General features: G+C 31.1%; 13 protein-coding genes and 1 other annotated feature. Of the genes, 1 reads left to right on the forward strand and 12 read right to left on the reverse strand.

Annotation, left to right across the window (positions count from 1 at the left end):
• Window positions 1-47: 47 nt before the first annotated feature.
• The 3 genes from KQ51_RS08635 to gmk form a co-directional block, all read right to left on the reverse strand.
• Window positions 48-4,499, reverse strand: a complete 4,452-nt coding sequence (locus KQ51_RS08635; protein WP_038471258.1) for a PolC-type DNA polymerase III — start codon at window positions 4,497-4,499, stop codon at window positions 48-50.
• A gap of 92 nt (window positions 4,500-4,591) precedes the next feature.
• Window positions 4,592-4,807: a DNA-directed RNA polymerase subunit omega gene (rpoZ, locus tag KQ51_RS08640; protein WP_038471261.1), complete on the reverse strand. Its 216-nt coding sequence runs from the start codon at window positions 4,805-4,807 to the stop codon at window positions 4,592-4,594.
• A gap of 1 nt (window position 4,808) precedes the next feature.
• Window positions 4,809-5,429, reverse strand: a complete 621-nt coding sequence (gmk, locus tag KQ51_RS08645) for a guanylate kinase (protein WP_038471262.1) — start codon at window positions 5,427-5,429, stop codon at window positions 4,809-4,811.
• A gap of 140 nt (window positions 5,430-5,569) precedes the next feature.
• Between gmk and KQ51_RS08650 the strand changes: the two genes are divergently transcribed.
• Window positions 5,570-7,237: an Rqc2 family fibronectin-binding protein gene (locus KQ51_RS08650; RefSeq protein ID WP_038471263.1), complete on the forward strand. Its 1,668-nt coding sequence runs from the start codon at window positions 5,570-5,572 to the stop codon at window positions 7,235-7,237.
• A gap of 309 nt (window positions 7,238-7,546) precedes the next feature.
• On the opposite strand, the gene thrS is transcribed toward KQ51_RS08650, so the two are convergent.
• From thrS to polA, 9 genes are all read right to left on the reverse strand, one after another.
• Window positions 7,547-9,580, reverse strand: coding sequence for a threonine--tRNA ligase (thrS, locus tag KQ51_RS08655; RefSeq protein ID WP_081909954.1), 2,034 nt, complete (start codon window positions 9,578-9,580; stop codon window positions 7,547-7,549).
• A gap of 38 nt (window positions 9,581-9,618) precedes the next feature.
• Window positions 9,619-9,819 (reverse strand) — a binding site (T-box leader).
• A 39-nt stretch (window positions 9,820-9,858) separates the two neighbouring features.
• Window positions 9,859-10,740 carry a primosomal protein DnaI gene (dnaI, locus tag KQ51_RS08660; protein ID WP_038471265.1) on the reverse strand — a complete coding sequence of 294 codons (882 nt, stop codon included), beginning with the start codon at window positions 10,738-10,740 and terminating at the stop codon, window positions 9,859-9,861.
• A gap of 8 nt (window positions 10,741-10,748) precedes the next feature.
• Window positions 10,749-11,942 (reverse strand): replication initiation and membrane attachment family protein, encoded by a 1,194-nt coding sequence (locus KQ51_RS08665; RefSeq protein ID WP_038471266.1) that lies wholly within the window; start codon window positions 11,940-11,942, stop codon window positions 10,749-10,751.
• A gap of 12 nt (window positions 11,943-11,954) precedes the next feature.
• Window positions 11,955-12,320 (reverse strand): hypothetical protein, encoded by a 366-nt coding sequence (locus KQ51_RS08670; protein ID WP_038471267.1) that lies wholly within the window; start codon window positions 12,318-12,320, stop codon window positions 11,955-11,957.
• Between the two features lie 2 nt (window positions 12,321-12,322).
• Window positions 12,323-12,916, reverse strand: coding sequence for a dephospho-CoA kinase (gene coaE, locus KQ51_RS08675; protein WP_437178348.1), 594 nt, complete (start codon window positions 12,914-12,916; stop codon window positions 12,323-12,325).
• Between the two features lie 81 nt (window positions 12,917-12,997).
• A complete protein-coding gene (mutM, locus tag KQ51_RS08680; protein ID WP_038471269.1) occupies window positions 12,998-13,822 on the reverse strand; it encodes a DNA-formamidopyrimidine glycosylase in 825 nt (274 codons plus the stop codon).
• Entirely contained in the window at window positions 13,822-14,319 is a 498-nt protein-coding gene (locus KQ51_RS08685) for a nitroreductase family protein (RefSeq protein ID WP_038471270.1), read from the reverse strand. The genes mutM and KQ51_RS08685 overlap by 1 nt, the downstream gene beginning before the upstream one ends.
• A complete protein-coding gene (locus KQ51_RS08690) occupies window positions 14,319-15,188 on the reverse strand; it encodes a cation diffusion facilitator family transporter (RefSeq protein WP_038471271.1) in 870 nt (289 codons plus the stop codon). The genes KQ51_RS08685 and KQ51_RS08690 overlap by 1 nt, the downstream gene beginning before the upstream one ends.
• A gap of 12 nt (window positions 15,189-15,200) precedes the next feature.
• Window positions 15,201-17,819, reverse strand: coding sequence for a DNA polymerase I (gene polA / locus KQ51_RS08695; RefSeq protein WP_038471272.1), 2,619 nt, complete (start codon window positions 17,817-17,819; stop codon window positions 15,201-15,203).
• Between the last annotated feature and the right edge of the window lie 56 nt (window positions 17,820-17,875).

Raw genomic sequence — 17,875 nt, forward strand, 5'->3', positions numbered from 1 at the left:
TTTTTCTTAATTATTATACCACCTTATAATTAATAGTTTTGAAAATCTTATGAAAGGTTAAAAAGATTCATTTGACTATTATCAGGCATACCTTCAAAGACGTCTAACATATCTAGTTTATTGAATAACGTCTTCGATAAAGAAGTTCTTTCTTTAATATCGTCTTTTGATTTAAACTCTCTTTCAGTTCGGGCTGTCACAACTGATTCAGCTACTTTTAACCCAAGTCCATCTATCGTAATAAATGGGATGATAAGTGATTTATTATCTTCATCAATTACAAAGTCTCTAGCTTCTGATTTGTGTAAATTGATATTTTTAAATTTAAATCCTCGCTTCACCATTTCATAAGCAACTTCTAGGACGACTGCTGTTCTTTTTTCTGTTTCAGAAGCAGCGTTTCCTTTATCCATGATTTCACGGTATTTTTTATAGATTTCATATTCTCCGCCTTTTAATGCATAAACATCAAAATCACTAGCTCGCTTACTGAAATATGCGCTATAGAATACGATTGGATGATAGTATTTAAACCAGGCAATTCTTAAAGCCATAATAACATATGCTGTAGCATGGGCTTTCGGGAACATGTATTTGATTTTACCACAAGACCAAATATACCAATTAGGAATTTTATGATCCCTCATGATTAATTTATAGCCTTCCCACTTATCTGGATTACCTGCAGCTTTACCTTTACGGATAAACTCTGATATTTCAAAAGCTGTCGCTTCTTCCATACCCCAAGCAATCAAGGAAACCATGATATCATCACGACAACCAATAACGTCTTTGAAGGCTATTTTACCGAAACTAGTTCGGTTTGTTACTAAGTCTTTGGCATTATTTAACCAAACATCTGTACCATGTGAAAGTCCTGATATTTTTACAATATCTGCAAAAGTATTTGGACGCGAATCTTTTAACATATCACGAACAAACCTCGTTCCCATTTCTGGGACACCGAAACTAGCAACTTCACTATCTAATCCTAGTTCATCTGGTGATAAACCAATTGATTGGGTAGTACTTAGTAAACTATATACTTTAGGATCGTCTAAAGGTATTTCTGTTGCATCTGAGAATGGAAAATCGATTGGATGTTCTTTAACATAATCCATTAGGAAACGGATCATTGTTGGATCATCATGACCTAGTACATCTAATTTAAATAAGTTATCTTCAAAACTATGGTAATCAAAGTGTGTTGTACGCCAGTTACCTGTTGTATCATCAGCAGGGAATTGGATGGGAGTAACATCAATTATTTCTTTGTATGAAGGTACAACTACGATTCCACCAGGATGTTGTCCTGTTGAACGCTTTGTTCCAGTAATATGAGAAGCATTTCTTTCGATTTCTGCTTTACGCATTGTTAGGTCTTTTTTCTCTAGGAATCCTTTAACATACCCAAATGCAGTTTTCTCAGCTACAGTTGAAATCGTTCCAGCTCTAAAGGCACGTTCATGGCCAAATATTTTTCTAATATATTCATGTACTGCAGGTTGATAATCACCTGAAAAGTTAAGGTCGATATCGGGAACTTTATCTCCTTTGAAACCTAAGAATGTTTCGAAAGGAATTGAGTGTCCGTCCTTTTTTAAATCTTCCGAGCAAACCGGGCAAGTTTCATTTGGTAAATCGTACCCTGTTTGGTATTTATCGAGGATTGCTTGTAGACGAATTTCATTCTCTTCAAAGCTATATTTACCTTTCTCTTCGGTTGTCATTTTAAAACTAGAAAATTTACATTTAGGACAAACATAATGAGGTGGTAATGGATTTACTTCTGTAATATCCATTAAAGTAGCTACTAAACTACTACCAACTGAACCACGTGAACCTACTAAATATCCTTCATCTAGAGATTTTTTAACGAGGAGATGGGAAATATAGTAAACAGTTGAGAATTTGTTTTCTGTGATACTTTTTACTTCTTTATTAATACGATCTTCAACAATTTTAGGTAGGGTATCTCCATATAATCCTCGTGCTTTGTCATTAACCATTTTGATTAATTTGTTTTGCACTGACGGGATACCTTCTAAAGCTAAGAAGTCATCTTTAGGAGCATATAATTCAGGAATAAAGGCTTTAACAAATTCAATTTTACTGTTAATTAATTGGCTATTTGTTATAACGATTTCCGTTCTTGTTTCTTCATCAACAAAGAAGAATTCTTCTAACATTTCGTTAGTAGTTCTAAAGTATTGTGAAGGGATATTTTTATATCTTGATAATGGATGTAATCCACCACCAACAAGTGGTGTAACAACATATATCTCACGATATTTTTTATCCATTTCTCTAATATGGTGAACATCACCAGTAGCTATTACGGGGATGTTAAGTTCTTTACCTACTTTTATGATTCTAGTTATTGTATCTTGGATGTTTACTTTGAAGTTATCCATGTCTTGTTCTAAGTGTGCAAAATCTCTGATTGGTTGGACTTCCAAGTAGTCGTAATATTTAGCGTATTCTTTTAATTCTTCATAGCTTTTGTTTTTAGCTATTTCGAATAATTTAGAGTTCATACACCCACTACCTACAAGTAATCCTTCTCTATTTTCATCAAGAACACTTCTTAAAAGACGTGCTTCCCTATGAAAGTGTGTTGTATTAGCGTCACTGACGATTTTATATAAGTTACGAAGTCCTTGTTGGTTTTTAACTAAAATGTTTATATGCTTAGAAATAGAGTGTTTATATGCATCACTTTTATCACTTAACATATTAAAATCTTTAATATTTGTGATACCTTGATGACGAGCATCTCTTAGCATATGTAAGAATATTTCTTGAGTTGCTCTTGTATCGTATTCAGCTCGATGGTGTTGCTCCAAATTTACTTTAAAGAACTTAGAAACAGCTTTTAAGTTAAATCTTTTAAGTTGATTACTATAAAGACTTCTAGCTATTTGTAAAGTATCTATTGTTGTGATTTCTTTATCATATAAGTCGTTTTGCTTTAAAACACTATAGATGAATCCCATATCAAAGTGAGCATTATGGGCTACCATAATTGAACCTTCAAAGAATTTCTTAAACTCAGGGATTACTTCTTCTATTTTCGGTGCAAGAGCTACATCAGAGTTTTTAATTGATGTTAGTCTTGTTGTTAATAGACTAATTGGTCTTTCTGGGTTCACAAAGGTATCGTATTGATCGATAACCTGGTTATTTTTAACTTTGATTGCACTGATTTCAATGATTTTATCATAATTAACACTAAGACCTGTTGTCTCAATATCAAATACAACATATGTAGCATCTGTAAATGCTATATCAATTGGGTTTTGAACGATTTGCAAATCTCTTTCATCAACAAAGGTAAACTCACAACCATAAATTGGTTTTATTGATTTATCCTTTGTTGCTTTATATAATTCCGGGAATGACTGAACATTACCATGATCAGTTAAAGCTATAGCCTCGTGTCCCCATTTTTTAGCGGTATTTACAAAGTCAGTAATATTGTCAATTCCATCAAGAGTTGACATTTTTGTATGAAGATGTAACTCAACACGTTTTTCTGTTGCCAAATCTTTTCGAGGATCTTTTGGTATTATGTAGTTTGTTCTTTCAAAGACAATTGCAGTTACAGTTACTTCATCAGAGAATTTATCAAATGATGCATTACCTTTAATTTTGGCAAGCATTCCTACTTTTGTACCATCCATAAATTTCTTCTCATCTTTGTCTTTTACAAACTTTTTAAGATATATAGAATCTACATCATTACTAAGGATAAAAGTATAGAGATGAGTACCCGTATTTAAAGCGCGGTAATCTACTTTGGTAATTTCACCTTCAAGGGTAAAGATTGTATTCTCACTCATAGATTTATATTCGATTAAATCATTTTCTGTTTTAGGTACATCGGCAATTGTATGTTTAATTCCTCGCACTGCATTGTTATTAAAACTAACATATCTCTTTTCAACAACTTCGAATTCTTGTTGTTGATTTACAGTGTTTTCAAAATCAACACCTTCTTTAATAATTCGGTCTTTTATTTTAGGTTGCTTTTTACATATTCTTGTTGCTAATAAAGCATCAAACCCCATTTTTAATAGTTCTGATTTTATCTCGTATAACATTGCAGTAACAAATGTCCCATCACTAGGACATATTACTTCAATACGGTTTTTATTTATTTCAATATCAAAATCTACTATCGCACTAAATCTTGGCTTATTTACTGCCAAACGCTTTAGAACAAAATCATAATAATCTTCAAGCCTTTTGAAGTCGTTGTTCTTATACCTAATAGTTAATTCAGCTTTCTTACAAGATTTTATTTCTTTTGGTAATTCTTGTATTTGTAGATGAAAAGCTTCAAAATCACTTATTGAAATCGGTTCATCAAATTCCACATCAAAAAGCCAACTATCAGTAGTTGGATCGATTAGGATTTCGACTAAATCACCATTATATATATCTGTTTTCTCTTGGAGATTTAATTGTTTTAGTAAGTTTAAAAAATTATCATTCATGTTGTCAACTCCAGCTTTGTTTTCTACTGTATATTATAGCATAATTATGACCCTATAGGGTCATAAAATAAAAAAAAGTAGAACGAATTCTACTAATTTTCTTCAAAGTCAATTTCTATTTTTCCCTCTAAAATCTCTTCAAGTGCTTGCCCAACTGGTTTGCTACATTTTGGGGTCACAGCCACATATTCTTCTTCTCTAATTTTCTTAGCTCTTTTTGCACTTGTATAAGCTAATTTATATTTAGAATCGATTTTTTTTAGTAAATTATCAATTGATGGATAACGTAATCCTTCTTGATTTTTCAAATTATTCTACCTCCAACATTTCTTTGTATTTGTATATAGATCTTTCTGTCTTTGCATGTTCAGCACGAATGATTGCCAGTATTCTATCTGCTGCATTCGTTACTTCGTCATTTACAACAATGTAATCATATTTATGTGCTAACGGGAACTCACTCTCAGCTTTATCCATTCTCTTTTGAATGGTTTTCGGATCTTCAGTTCCTCTTCTTAAGAGTCTTCTAAAAAGAGCTTCTTTTGTTGGTGGCGCTATAAATATAAACACACCATCTTTAGCTCTTTCACGAACCTGTAAAGCACCTTGTATTTCGATTTCCAATACAACTTCTTTACCTAGTTCAATTTGCTCATCCACTTTGTCTCGCGGGGTCCCATAGTAATTACCGACAAATTCCGCATATTCTAAGAATTGGTCGTCTTTTATTCTTTGCTCAAACTCTTGCTTTGAAACAAAGTAATAATCTTCTCCATCGACTTCCCCTTCACGAGGTTGTCGCGTAGTCATTGAAATTGAATAAACTAAATCATGACCCTCTAATTCAAATAAAGCTTTTCTAACTGTACCTTTACCAACCCCAGAGGGACCGCTTAGGACAACTAATAATCCACGTTCATTGAGTTTCATCTCAACTGACCCCCTTTGTGAGATATCTTTACCTGATATAAATTATATATATAATAACATTAAATGGACAAAATTGTAAGGATTTGAAAACACTTTTTTCATTTTTTTTGTTCTGTGTTATAATTTGTGTGGTGATAATTATGAGTTTAGATGGGAATATAATAAGACATTTGACCAAAGAACTAAATGAGTTAATAAATACTGGTAGAATTACTAAAATCTACCAGCTTTCTAAGTTTGACTTGATATTCAATATTAATGCAAAAGGAAAAAAGCAACAATTACTTATTTCTAGCTCTCCAAACTACGCTAGAATCCATCTTACGGATAAGAAATATGAGAAACCGAATAAACCACCTACATTTTGCATGTTTTTAAGGAAGCAAATAGAAGGTGGAATTATAAAAAATCTCGAACAGAAAGAAAATGATCGTGTCATAGTAATAACCATCGAAAGACGTAATGAAATCGGTGATTTACAGGATAAGAAATTAGTCATTGAAGTAATGGGTAGATACTCAAATATCATAGTTACTGACAATGAATTTAAGATATTGGAATCAATTAAACATCAAATGCCATTTGATGGAACTGATAGAACCATCTTTCCTGGAGCAATATATGAGTACCCAAAGACTACACAAATCAACCCGTATATCGAGGCTGACCTAAATGAATTTCTTAAAAATATATCAATTGACAATTATAGTGAGAACTATAATCAACTTATGGGATTCAGTCCACTAATTAATAAAGAGATAATTCATCGAGCAGACAATACGAGTAAATCCATAAAAGAAGTAATAAATACAGTAAAAAACGAGTATAAACCAGTAATAATCACAAATAAACGAGACCATTTTTATTATACTGATATAACCTATATTGAAGGTGACAGAAGATATTTCAATAGTGTTAACGAATTGCTTGATTATCATTTTTATAATCGAGATAGAATAGATATCATAAAACAGTATTCCAAAAATTTGATTAAGTTCACTAAGACATATCGTAATAAATTGCTTAATAAAATCGATAAAATTTCAAAAGATCTAAATGATACAAGTAAAATGGATGAAATTAGAGTAAAAGGCGAGTTAATTCAAGCAAATTTACACAATTTATTAAAGGGTGATAGTGTCCTGAAATGTAGAAATTACTATACTGACCAGGATGTAGAAATATTACTTGATAATAAGCTAACACCTGTTCAGAATAGTGAAAAAATATTCAAGAAATACAAAAAAGTAAAGGCAAGTATTCCACATTTGGAAAATCAAATTAAAGATGCAAAAATGGAAATACGATATATTGATCAAATTTCCTCTCAAATCGAATCCGCTTCTTTAAAAGATATAGAAGAGATTAAAATGGAACTTATGAACAGAAAGTTAATTAAACGTACAAATATAGTTAAAAAGAAGAAATATAAACCAAATTATGACACATACTATGATTCATTAGGAATTGAAATACTAGTCGGTAAAAACAATCTTCAAAACCAATTTATCACACATAAATTAGCTAAGCATAACGAAATGTGGTTTCACGTCAAAGGTGCTCCTGGAAGTCATGTGGTCAGTAGAGCCATTGCACCTCTTGATGAAGTTACAATTAGAACCTGTGCTCAGTTAGCTGCTTATTATTCCACTTATAGAGACTCGAGTAGTGTTCCCATTGATTATGTAGAGGTAAGATACTTAAAAAAAGTCCCTGGGAAGGTAAATAGTTTTGTTACCTACAAGAATAACAAGACAATTTATATTGATCCAAACGAGGAATTCATTCTAAGTTTAAATAAAAAATAGAACTGTATTTAAACAGTTCTATTCTTTTTTTTATGAACATTCTTTATAAAAAAGCATGATCACTTTTATATAACATCATAATATGATTGAGGTCAGTTAGATAAGGGGGTTCAAATTTTACTTCTAATGGAGATTATCAATGGTTTATTTTTATAATAAATCAATAAGAGTCAAGTATGTTTGATAACCTCAAATCATAATTATAACAGCTTTTTAGACCTCTTAAAAGGTACTTACATTTATATTATACTACTTTAAATATAAAAGAAAGTGTGAATTTTGTGAAAATCACACTTTTTTATTATTTTACTATTTACCTAAGTTTTTTATCTCTTTTGTAACCATATTTATGAAATCTTCAATAGAAACTGTTACTTGCTCCTGTGAACCATATTTTCGATAAGTAACGTTGTTTGATTCTACTTCTTTATCTCCGATAACTAGTTGGTATGGTACTTTTCTTGTTTGAGCTTCACGAATTTTATATCCTAGTTTCTCATCGCGAATATCCATCTCACTTCTAACACCATGGTCAAGCAAGTTTTCATTTAGTTTTTTGGCAAATTCCTCATGAAACTGTAAGTTAACCGGAATCACTTTAATTTGAACAGGTGCCAACCAAAGTGGAAATGCTCCTGCATAATGTTCAATTAAAATTCCAATGAATCTTTCAATTGATCCATATAAAGCACGGTGTAACATAACGGGACGTTTTTTATCTCCATTTTTGTCGATATATGTTAGGTCAAATCTCTCTGGCAAATTCATGTCTAATTGGATAGTTCCACATTGCCAAATACGTTTCATTGAGTCTTTTAGTTTGAAGTCTAATTTAGGGCCATAAAAGGCTCCATCACCAGGATTTAAAACATACTCTTTGCCCATTGAATCTAAGGCATCAGCTAAAGCTTTTTCAGAGCGATCCCAAGTCGAGATTTCTCCGATATATTTGTCTTCAGGACGAGTCGATAATTCAATATGATACTCTAGGTTAAATACACTATACATGTAATCATATAATTTTACTAAATCTTTTATCTCGTCTACGATTTGCTCTTCAGTCATAAAGATGTGTGCGTCGTCTTGTGTAAAGTTCCTAACACGGAATAATCCGTTCAAAGCTCCACTAGCTTCGTGACGATGAACCAATCCTAATTCTCCAACTTTTAATGGAAAATCTTTGTAAGAATGGATATCTCTTTTGTAAACTAGCATTCCACCAGGACAGTTCATTGGTTTTACAGCAAATTCCTTATCATCAATACTTGAAGTATACATATTTTCTCTATAATTACCCCAATGTCCTGAAATTTCCCATAATTCTTTATTTAACATAATTGGAGTTTGAATAAGTTTGTACCCTTCTCTTAAATGAACGTCATACCAGAAGTTTTCTAATTCTCTTCTTAAAGTCATTCCATTAGGTAACCAGAATGGGAATCCTGGTCCGTATTCACTTAACATGAATAAATCTAATTGTTTACCAAGTTTACGGTGATCTCTTTTCTTTCGTTCCTCTAATAAATGTAAATACTCATCAAGTTCCTCTTTTTTAAAGAAGACAGTACCGTAAATACGAGTTAACTGAATATTATCTGAATTACCTCGCCAATATGCTCCAGCAACACTTAATAATTTGAAGTGCTTAACCCATTTAGTACCAGGTACATGTGGCCCTCTACAAAGATCTGTAAACAGATCTTGCTTATAGATTGAAATTTCTTCATTTTCTGGTAATTCTGAGATTAACTCTACTTTATATTCGTCTTTTTTAAAGAAATCTAGAGCTTCTTCTTTTGTTAAGACTCCTCGTTCTATCTTCGCATTTCTTGATGCGATTTTTTTCATTTCTTTCTCGATATTCTTTAAGTCATGTTCACTTACAATATCTTCACCTAAATCTATATCATAATAGAATCCATCTTCAATAGTTGGACCTACTCCAAATTTAGCATGTGGGTATAATTTCTTTACTGTTTCTGCTAAAAGGTGAGCTGTAGAGTGTCGTAACACTTCTAAAGCTTCAGGATCTGCGTCTGTGATGAAAACAACCTCACTATCACTTGATATTACGGTGTTCATATCAACGACATTTCCGTTTACTTTTCCGACGATACAGCGTTTCTTTAGTGATGGCGAAATGTCTTGAGCTATTTCGAATAATGACTTCTCAGTAAAATACTCTTTCTTACTTCCATTAGGAAAAGATATAAAGAAAGGATTTCTCTCAACATCTATTTTGAAATCACCAAAGTGAAAAGGTATATCTTCTTTCCGCTTCTCATTTTCTTTAATTTTCTCATCTTGCTTAACAGGTCTTTCTAAAACATCATTTTTGGGCATATTTATTCCTCCTTTTGTATAAAAAAATCGTCCTTAAAAATAAGGACGAATTGTTATCCGTGGTACCACCTTTGTTCTTAGTCTCCTAAGCCCTCTAACTCGTAACGCGAGTGAAACGGGAATCTTTTTCAAGTCCTACTCCAAGGGAGTAATTAATAAGAACATTTGGTAGTTTTCAGCAAGCACTACCTCTCTAAAGAAATGTTTTTTATTAATCATATCCTCTTCAATGTATTTCAATATTATTATAACTTTTTTTAGTGTTTTGTCAAAGGTTTTTACATTTCAACTTCGTCACTTAATGATTGAATACGAGCGTCAATACGAGCTGCTTTCATCATTTCAGCTTTTTGATTATTCAAAGTCATCAATGTCATGAGATCTTTTTGAGCGACGTTAGATGAGAAAAACGTTGGTTTTTCATCTAACAAACGATGTTGCAAGATTGGTCCTAGGACTTCATCCCTTACCCATTGTGAAGGTGATTCTCCTCCAATATCATCAAGCATTAAAATCTCAACAGTCTTTAATCTCGAAACTAGTTCTTCTATTGTGTTGTTACCAATTCTAGATTTAAATTCTCTAACTAGGTCTGGGTAATAAGCAATTATTACTTTTACTCCTCGCTTAGATAGTTCGTTAGCTAATGCTGCTAGTGAGTATGTTTTACCTTTTTGGTATTGTCCATATAAATATAACCCTTTTATTTTTTCTCCATTTAAATAAAGAGTGATAAAAGTAGTTAATTTGTTATGGATATAGGTACGATTTTTACCTCTTTTGAAATCGAAATCTTCTAGAGAAGCAGTTTGAATCATTTTCGGCATGAACATTGCGTTTATTAATTCTGTTTGTGCTTGTTGCTCTCTTCTAGTTACGCGGTACACACAGTCTTTATAATAGTACATTATTTTATCATCTTCATACTTAATTACTGGTTCTTGTCCTATTAAATCTTGGGTGCACTTATCAAGACCTTCACAATTCCTACATTTGTCATATTCGATTTTGAAATTGAATAGATTTTGAAGGTTTTCTTCGATGAAATTAGTATCGAGATCATTCTCAATAAAAAACTCTCTTAAATACTCGTCATCAACGATTAAATCAACAATTTCCTCTTTGTTTAACGGTTTAAATCTTAAGTTTAATTTTTTCATAAAATCACCTATCTATTTTTCAAGTATTCATCGAACCAATCTGATTCAACATCTTTTGGTAATACGTTTTTACCAGGCTGTCTTCTTACTTTACTAGTTGTCATTCTTTTTTGTCTATTTTTAATATTCCCAATAGCATCTTCAATTGTATCAACATTGTTTCGTTGCCACTCTACAGCTATTTTATCAAAATAATTATAAGAAGGAAACTCTTCTAACTGTCCAATTACATAAACTAGTAAGAAATTAACTACTTCTACACTAAATTCATAATTCTCAATTATTCTTTCAACTACTCTTAATTCAACAGTTGATGGTTTCCCATTTGATAGAATTCCTAAAATAGTTGATGGTGTTTCCGTTTTACATTGCGTTAATATATCATCATGGGTAACACTTTGCTTTGATGGTTTTTCTGGTGTTGTTTCAACTGTTTCTCTCTCAAATTCAAACCACTTACGAGCATTTTTAGATAGCTCCTCAATGTTTATATTACGGTCTCTATCAACACTATCCATGAAGACCTTTTGCATTGTGAATTCATCAAGATTATATACATATGCTATGTTCATAATTTTCTCTTTTACAATTTTTGATAATTTACGTCGATCAACATAATTTTTCGAAAGACCTTCAACAAATATTTCAAAATCAAAATTATGATTTATTTGAATTTTAGCTTTCGATTTCTTAGTAAAATTGTGTTTTACATCAATTGGTTTAGGGATTGATGAGAATACTTCATCAAAGTTTGAAGTAATGTTTTTAAAGCCATCTTTATCACTTCTACTTACTCTAAATAATTCTACTAAATCATCGAAATTCTCTTTACCAATTTTTGAGAATAAATAAGCTCCCAAACTACCATCTTTGATAAACTCTTCTGCTGATAGTGGTGCCTTTAATTCATATAAATAAACTTCTTCATTATGATAAGCTACAATTAGTCCTATTGCTTCCAATTTCTTTCTAGCTTGGATAAATTGAGCGGGAGATACCCTTAGAATATCATAGAGTTTATAGTGTAAGAACTCAGGACTTTTCATTCTAGACCTACCAATAAATGCCCATAAAGTTAAATAAAGTGTGAACGCGTCACACCCAATTAATGGTTGATATAGTAATGTAAATACATTTCTTTCATCGATATCTAGATTTTGATATGTGATAAGTTTAAACTTATCAAGTCCGTTCAACTCCATGTAACATTCTCCTTATGGATGTAATCCAACACCTTTAAATTTTAAGTTATTGTCTAAATACTCGTAAAATTTAGTAATCATTTTACGAGGGCGATGCATTCCAAAGAATCCATACATTTCTACTTTAAAATCGATAGATGTTTCAATCGGGTTAACTTGTACAAAAGAAACAATGATGTGAAATCTACTGTTTTGCAGTAGTATCTCTTTATGTTCATCATCGATATTTCTAACATCTACTTTAATAGCTTCAGCATGTTCTAAAACAACTGCTTTGGCTTGTTGGTAGTTTGTTTTATAGTATCTTGAGCGTAAAGAAATCACTGAATGTAATTCTTTTGTTTCTGCGATTGTACCTATCCATGAATTAAAACTCATAATTACACCTCTAAATCTTTAAGTATTTTTTTAAAATCTCTTTTTGTATCTAAAATAGAAAAAGAGTTATCTATAACATAATCAGCCAAAGTAACTTTCTCAGATAAAGGCGTTTGGCTATTAATCTTCATTTTGGCATATTCTTCAGTAATGCTATCTCTAGAAATCAATCTTTCCAATTGTTTTTCAGGTGATGTATACACGACAATTGTTTTATCAACTAATTCTTGATAGTTGGTTTCAAATAATAAAGGAACATCAATCACAATTACTTTAGCATTCTCTTCCTTCAACAATGCAATTTGCTCATTAACTTCTTTTAACACTTTTGGATGGCAAATTTCATTTAACTTATGTCTTTTTTGTGGGTTAGAAAAAATAATCCTACCAAGTTTTTTACGATTAATTTCATTATTCGTTAGCAAAATTTCATCAGAAAAAAATTCAATTACTTCATTGTATGATTCTGTACCTTTGTTTAAAAGATTACGAGCAATTAAATCTGTATCTATAACGGGTATCCCTTCATCAATAAAAAATTTAGTAACAGTTGATTTTCCACTAGCTATTCCACCAGTAAGTCCTAGAATCTTCACAAGCATACCTCCTATTTCTTCCTTAAGAGAATTATATCACAAAATTTAGAAACTAAAAAGAAGCCAAAGCTTCTTTTTAGTTTATTTTTTTTGGCATTTATCACAATAGTAAGTACCTCTACCATTGACCTTTATTTTAAGTATTGGTGTGTTACATACAGGACAAGGTTCTCCTGCTTTTGTATGAACATTAAGTTCATTTTGGAATCTACCTGTAACTCCTAAACTAGAAGTATAACTTCTAATTGTCGTTCCACCTAATTTGATTGCTTTATTTAGTACTTTAATACTGTTATCAATAATATTCTTGATATCTTTGTTAGTTACTTTATTCGAAGGAGTTTCTGGATTTAATTTACTTAAAAATAGAACTTCATCAACATAAATATTCCCTAGACCAGTCATTATCGTTTGATCTAATAAAGCTGATTTTATAGCAATAGACTTTTTTGATAACTTTTCTTTTAAATATTTCAAAGTCATCTTATCACTAAATGGCTCCTGACCTAATTTAGTTACCGGGCTGTCAACATATACTTTATCTCTTTCAACAATATCCATTGTCCCAAATTTTCTTGTGTCATTATATCTAAGTGTATTTCCATCGGTAAAATAGATAATAATGTGCTCATGTTTTCCTTTTGGTTCATCAGCATTTTTAATAAAATATTTACCTTCCATCCTTAGATGAGAAATTAATGAAGTATCTCCTAGATTAAAGATAAGATATTTCCCATAACGATCGATTTCATCAATCGTTTTGCCAATTAGGATATCTTTAAATTCCTGCTCGGTTTTATTTCTAATTATTTTATTATAGAAGATATCAATATCTCTTATTTCTTTTCCTAATATTAAATTACTTAAGGTTCTTCTAACTGTTTCAACTTCAGGAAGTTCGGGCATTATTTTACTTTTTCGTAATGAATACGTGATTCATCAAAACGAACCTTAACTTCTTCAGTTTTTGTAGGATGTCCGATTGAGATATTCGCAAAAGGTGTTAGATCTTTAAGATTTAATATTTCATTTAATTGAATCATTCTTTCTTCAATCGGATAAGCACCAATCCAGCATGCACCTAAACCTAAATTAACTGCTTCTAGTAATATATTTTGAACTGACGCACCCATGTCCTGTTGGCGCATATCAACGTCAAATTCAGTGTCTCTCATAACTACAGAAATACATAACGGTGCTTGAGCTAACATCCAAGCTCCAGTACTTACTTTTGATAATTTATCAAGTGTTTCTCTATCTCTTACGACAACAAACTCCCAAGGTTGTTGATTGTGAGCGCTTGGAGCTTGCATAGCACTTGTTAATAACTTTTTAATGTCTTCATCACTTACTGGTTCTTCTGTGTACTTTCTACAACTTTTTCTTTGCATAACTAAACTCATCATTTTTCCTCCGGGTTAACATGTATACTTACATGACATATTTTTTCATCTTCTAATAATTTATCATGAACATTATGAGCAATCTCATGCCCATCTTTTACAGATATATTTGCATTTACTCTTATCTCAACAATGATTTGATAATATGGACCATAACTAATCATATCAAGTTTATCAACGTCAATGACACCTTTTATGTTGTTGATTTTATCCTTATAACCCACACAAATGTCTTTTTTAACTGATTTACCTTGCAAACTTTGGATACTATTCCAAATAATGATTAGACCAATTCTTATAATGAATAAGGCAATGATAATCGAAGATACTTTATCACCTTTCGTTAAAAAGGTAACATCGAATCTTTCACCGATTAAAACACAGATTACACCGATAAAAACAACAGCACTACTTATAACATCGCTAAATGATTCTTGCCCACTAGCTTTGATTATTTCACTATCAATTTCATCACCTTTATTTATCAAATATCTAGCTAAAACCAATTTGATAACTACGACAAAAGCAATAACAACTAAACTTAAATAACTTGGTATATCTGATACTTCGTTAAAACTAAGAATAACATTTTTTCCTAAGTTATAAGCGATAAGGATTATTGATAAACCAAGAAACAAACTTAAGACATACTCAAATTTACCATGGCCAAAAGGATGATCTTCATCAGCTGGTTTTACAGAGTGCCTTATTCCTAATAAGACAAAAATATCACTAAGGAGATCAGAAATACTGTGAACACCATCAGCAATAAGTGCAATACTGTTAAAAATAAACCCACTTATTAGTTTCAAAATTACTAAAAATGTATTAACAATAAAACTCTTTATCATAGCTTGTTGTTGTTGCATAATTACACTTCCTTATTTTGTTTCGTATAAATTAATTCCACTCTCTTGTTCTACTTTTAATGGCACTTGTAATTTAACACAAGCTTCCATTGTATCAATAACAAGTTTTTCCATTATCTCTATTTCATTTTTATCAACATCAAATACTAATTCATCATGAATTTGTAATAGTAATTTTGATTTTAATCTTTTTGATTTTATAACTTTATCAATTTCAATCATAGCAATTTTTATTATGTCCGCAGCACTACCTTGGATAGGTGCATTCATTGCATTTCTTTTTCCAGCTTCTCGTTGCATATAAACACTAGAATTAAGTTCTGGTAAATATCTTCTTCGGTGGTAAAGTGTTTCAGCGTACCCATTATTCTTAGCACCGTCAATAACTTCATCCATAAACGTTTTTATTCCTGGAAATTCTTCATAGTAAGTTGTAATAAATCTTTCAGCTTCTTTAGCTCCAATATTTATTTCCTCACTTAACCCCCATGCACTTTGGCCATAAATGATTCCAAAGTTCACTGCTTTAGCTTGTCTTCTCTCTAAAGAAGTGATTTCTTCTTTCTGGAAGATTTTTTGGGCAGTTTTGGTATGAATGTCTTCATTATTATTAAAAGCGCTTATAAGGACTTTTTCATTAGCCATATGCGCAAGAACTCTTAACTCAATTTGTGAATAATCGGCAGCTAGTAGTTTATTACCCTTAGCAGGGATAAAGACTTTTCTTATCTCTCTACCTTCTTGATATCTAATTGGAATATTTTGAAGGTTTGGTTCAATACTACTTAGCCTTCCTGTAGAAGTAAATGCTTGACGGTAAATCGTATGGATTTTTCCATCTTTTAGAATCGTATTCTCTAAACCAATAATATATGTACTAAACAACTTAGTTAAAGTACGGTATGTCATGATTTTTTCAATAATTGGATGTTTCCCTAAAAGTTTAGTTAAAACATCAACGTTGGTTGAGTAACCTGTTTTAGTTTTTTTACCAAAAGGTAATCCTAAATTATCAAAAAGGATTAGCCCTAATTGCTTTGGAGAAGAAACATTAAATTCAGTTCCTGCTAATTCATATATTTCTTTAGTAATTGTTTCGATTTTAGCACTAATTTCTTTATTCAAAGAAGCTAGTTTATCTTGATCAACTAAAATACCATTAAACTCCATTTCAGCAAGAACATTAGCTACTGGTAATTCCATATCATTTAGTAAATCTAATTGATTATTAGCTTTTAGTTTTGTAATTAGTTCTTCTTTTAACTCTTTTATCGCAAAAGCCTTTTTAACGGCATATGTTTGATAGACATTTTCTTCAGGTATATGGTATTTAGCACCTTTAGAATACACTTCTTCATGATAACTAATATCATCATAATCAAAACTATTAACAATTACTTTGAAATCTTCTTTTGTGTTATTAGGATTTAAGATATAAGCTGCGAGTAATAAGTCAAACTCGACACCTCTAATATCGTACAAGTCATTCATTAAGCAAACTTTCATCATTTTAACGTCATGAACGTTTTTCTTTATATTCTCATCACTTAAATATAACTGAAAGTTTAATGATTGATGTAATAAATCATAAGGTATAAAGAAATTACCTAAATCATTTACTAATCCAAAACCTAAGATTTTAGCTAAGTGATAATTGGGATTAAATGTTTCTAAGGTTAAATAACTATCTGGCTTTAAAATATCATCTAAATCAAAAATATTATCTATTACTTTATAAGAAAAATCCTTTTTAACTTTAGGAATTTTTTTGACATATTTCTTAATTAAAGAATGAAGTTCTAACTCTTTATAGAATTCGAGCATTTCCTCTTCATTAACACCGTGATACTCAACTTGATCAAGTGTAAATTCAAATTCAACATCAGTTTTAATAGTCGCAATCTCTTTACAGAGAATTGCACTTTCATAATGTTCTCTAACTCGTTCTCCTAGTTTCCCTTTTAACTCATCTTTATGTTCTAAAACACCCTCAAGTGTTTGGTACTGAGCTAGAAGTTTAACTGCAGTTTTTTCACCAACACCAGGTATCCCTGGTAAATTATCACTAGCGTCCCCCATTAAACCTTTTAAATCAGTGACTTGATTAGGTGCTACACCCATAAGTTCTTGAAGTAATTCAGGAGTATATAGTGTATAGTTCTGCATCCCTTTTTTACTAGCTCGCATACTTACTTTATCATTTAATAATTGTAGTAAATCTTTATCATTACTAATTATTTCTATTTCATCGAATTGATCATAATATTTCGTTGAATATGTACCGATAATATCATCAGCTTCTATCAAATATATTTCTCGTTGTTTTACACCTAAAACGTCAAGACTTTTTTTAATAAGATCAATTTGTGATCTAAATTCATCAGGCATTGGTTTTCTGCCACCTTTATAGTCTTCAAACTTATCATGGCGGAATGTTTTTCCTGACTTATCAAATGCAACCAACATGTGGGTAAAGTCTTCTCTTAAGACACTATTCATCATATTTACAAATCCAAAAACAGCATTTGTATATTGCCCTTTTGAGTTGCGCATTAGATTCCCAGAATATGCCGTACCGTAATACGCTCTAAACATTATATTTGAACCATCTATCAATATTAATTTACTCATTGAATTCACCTCTATACTATTAATTATATTCTAACATATTTAGCGCTTTAAAGATA

Source organism: Candidatus Izimaplasma bacterium HR1 (assembly GCA_000755705.1).
In the GTDB taxonomy this organism is placed as follows: Bacteria; Bacillota_I; Bacilli_A; order Izemoplasmatales; family Izemoplasmataceae; genus Xianfuyuplasma.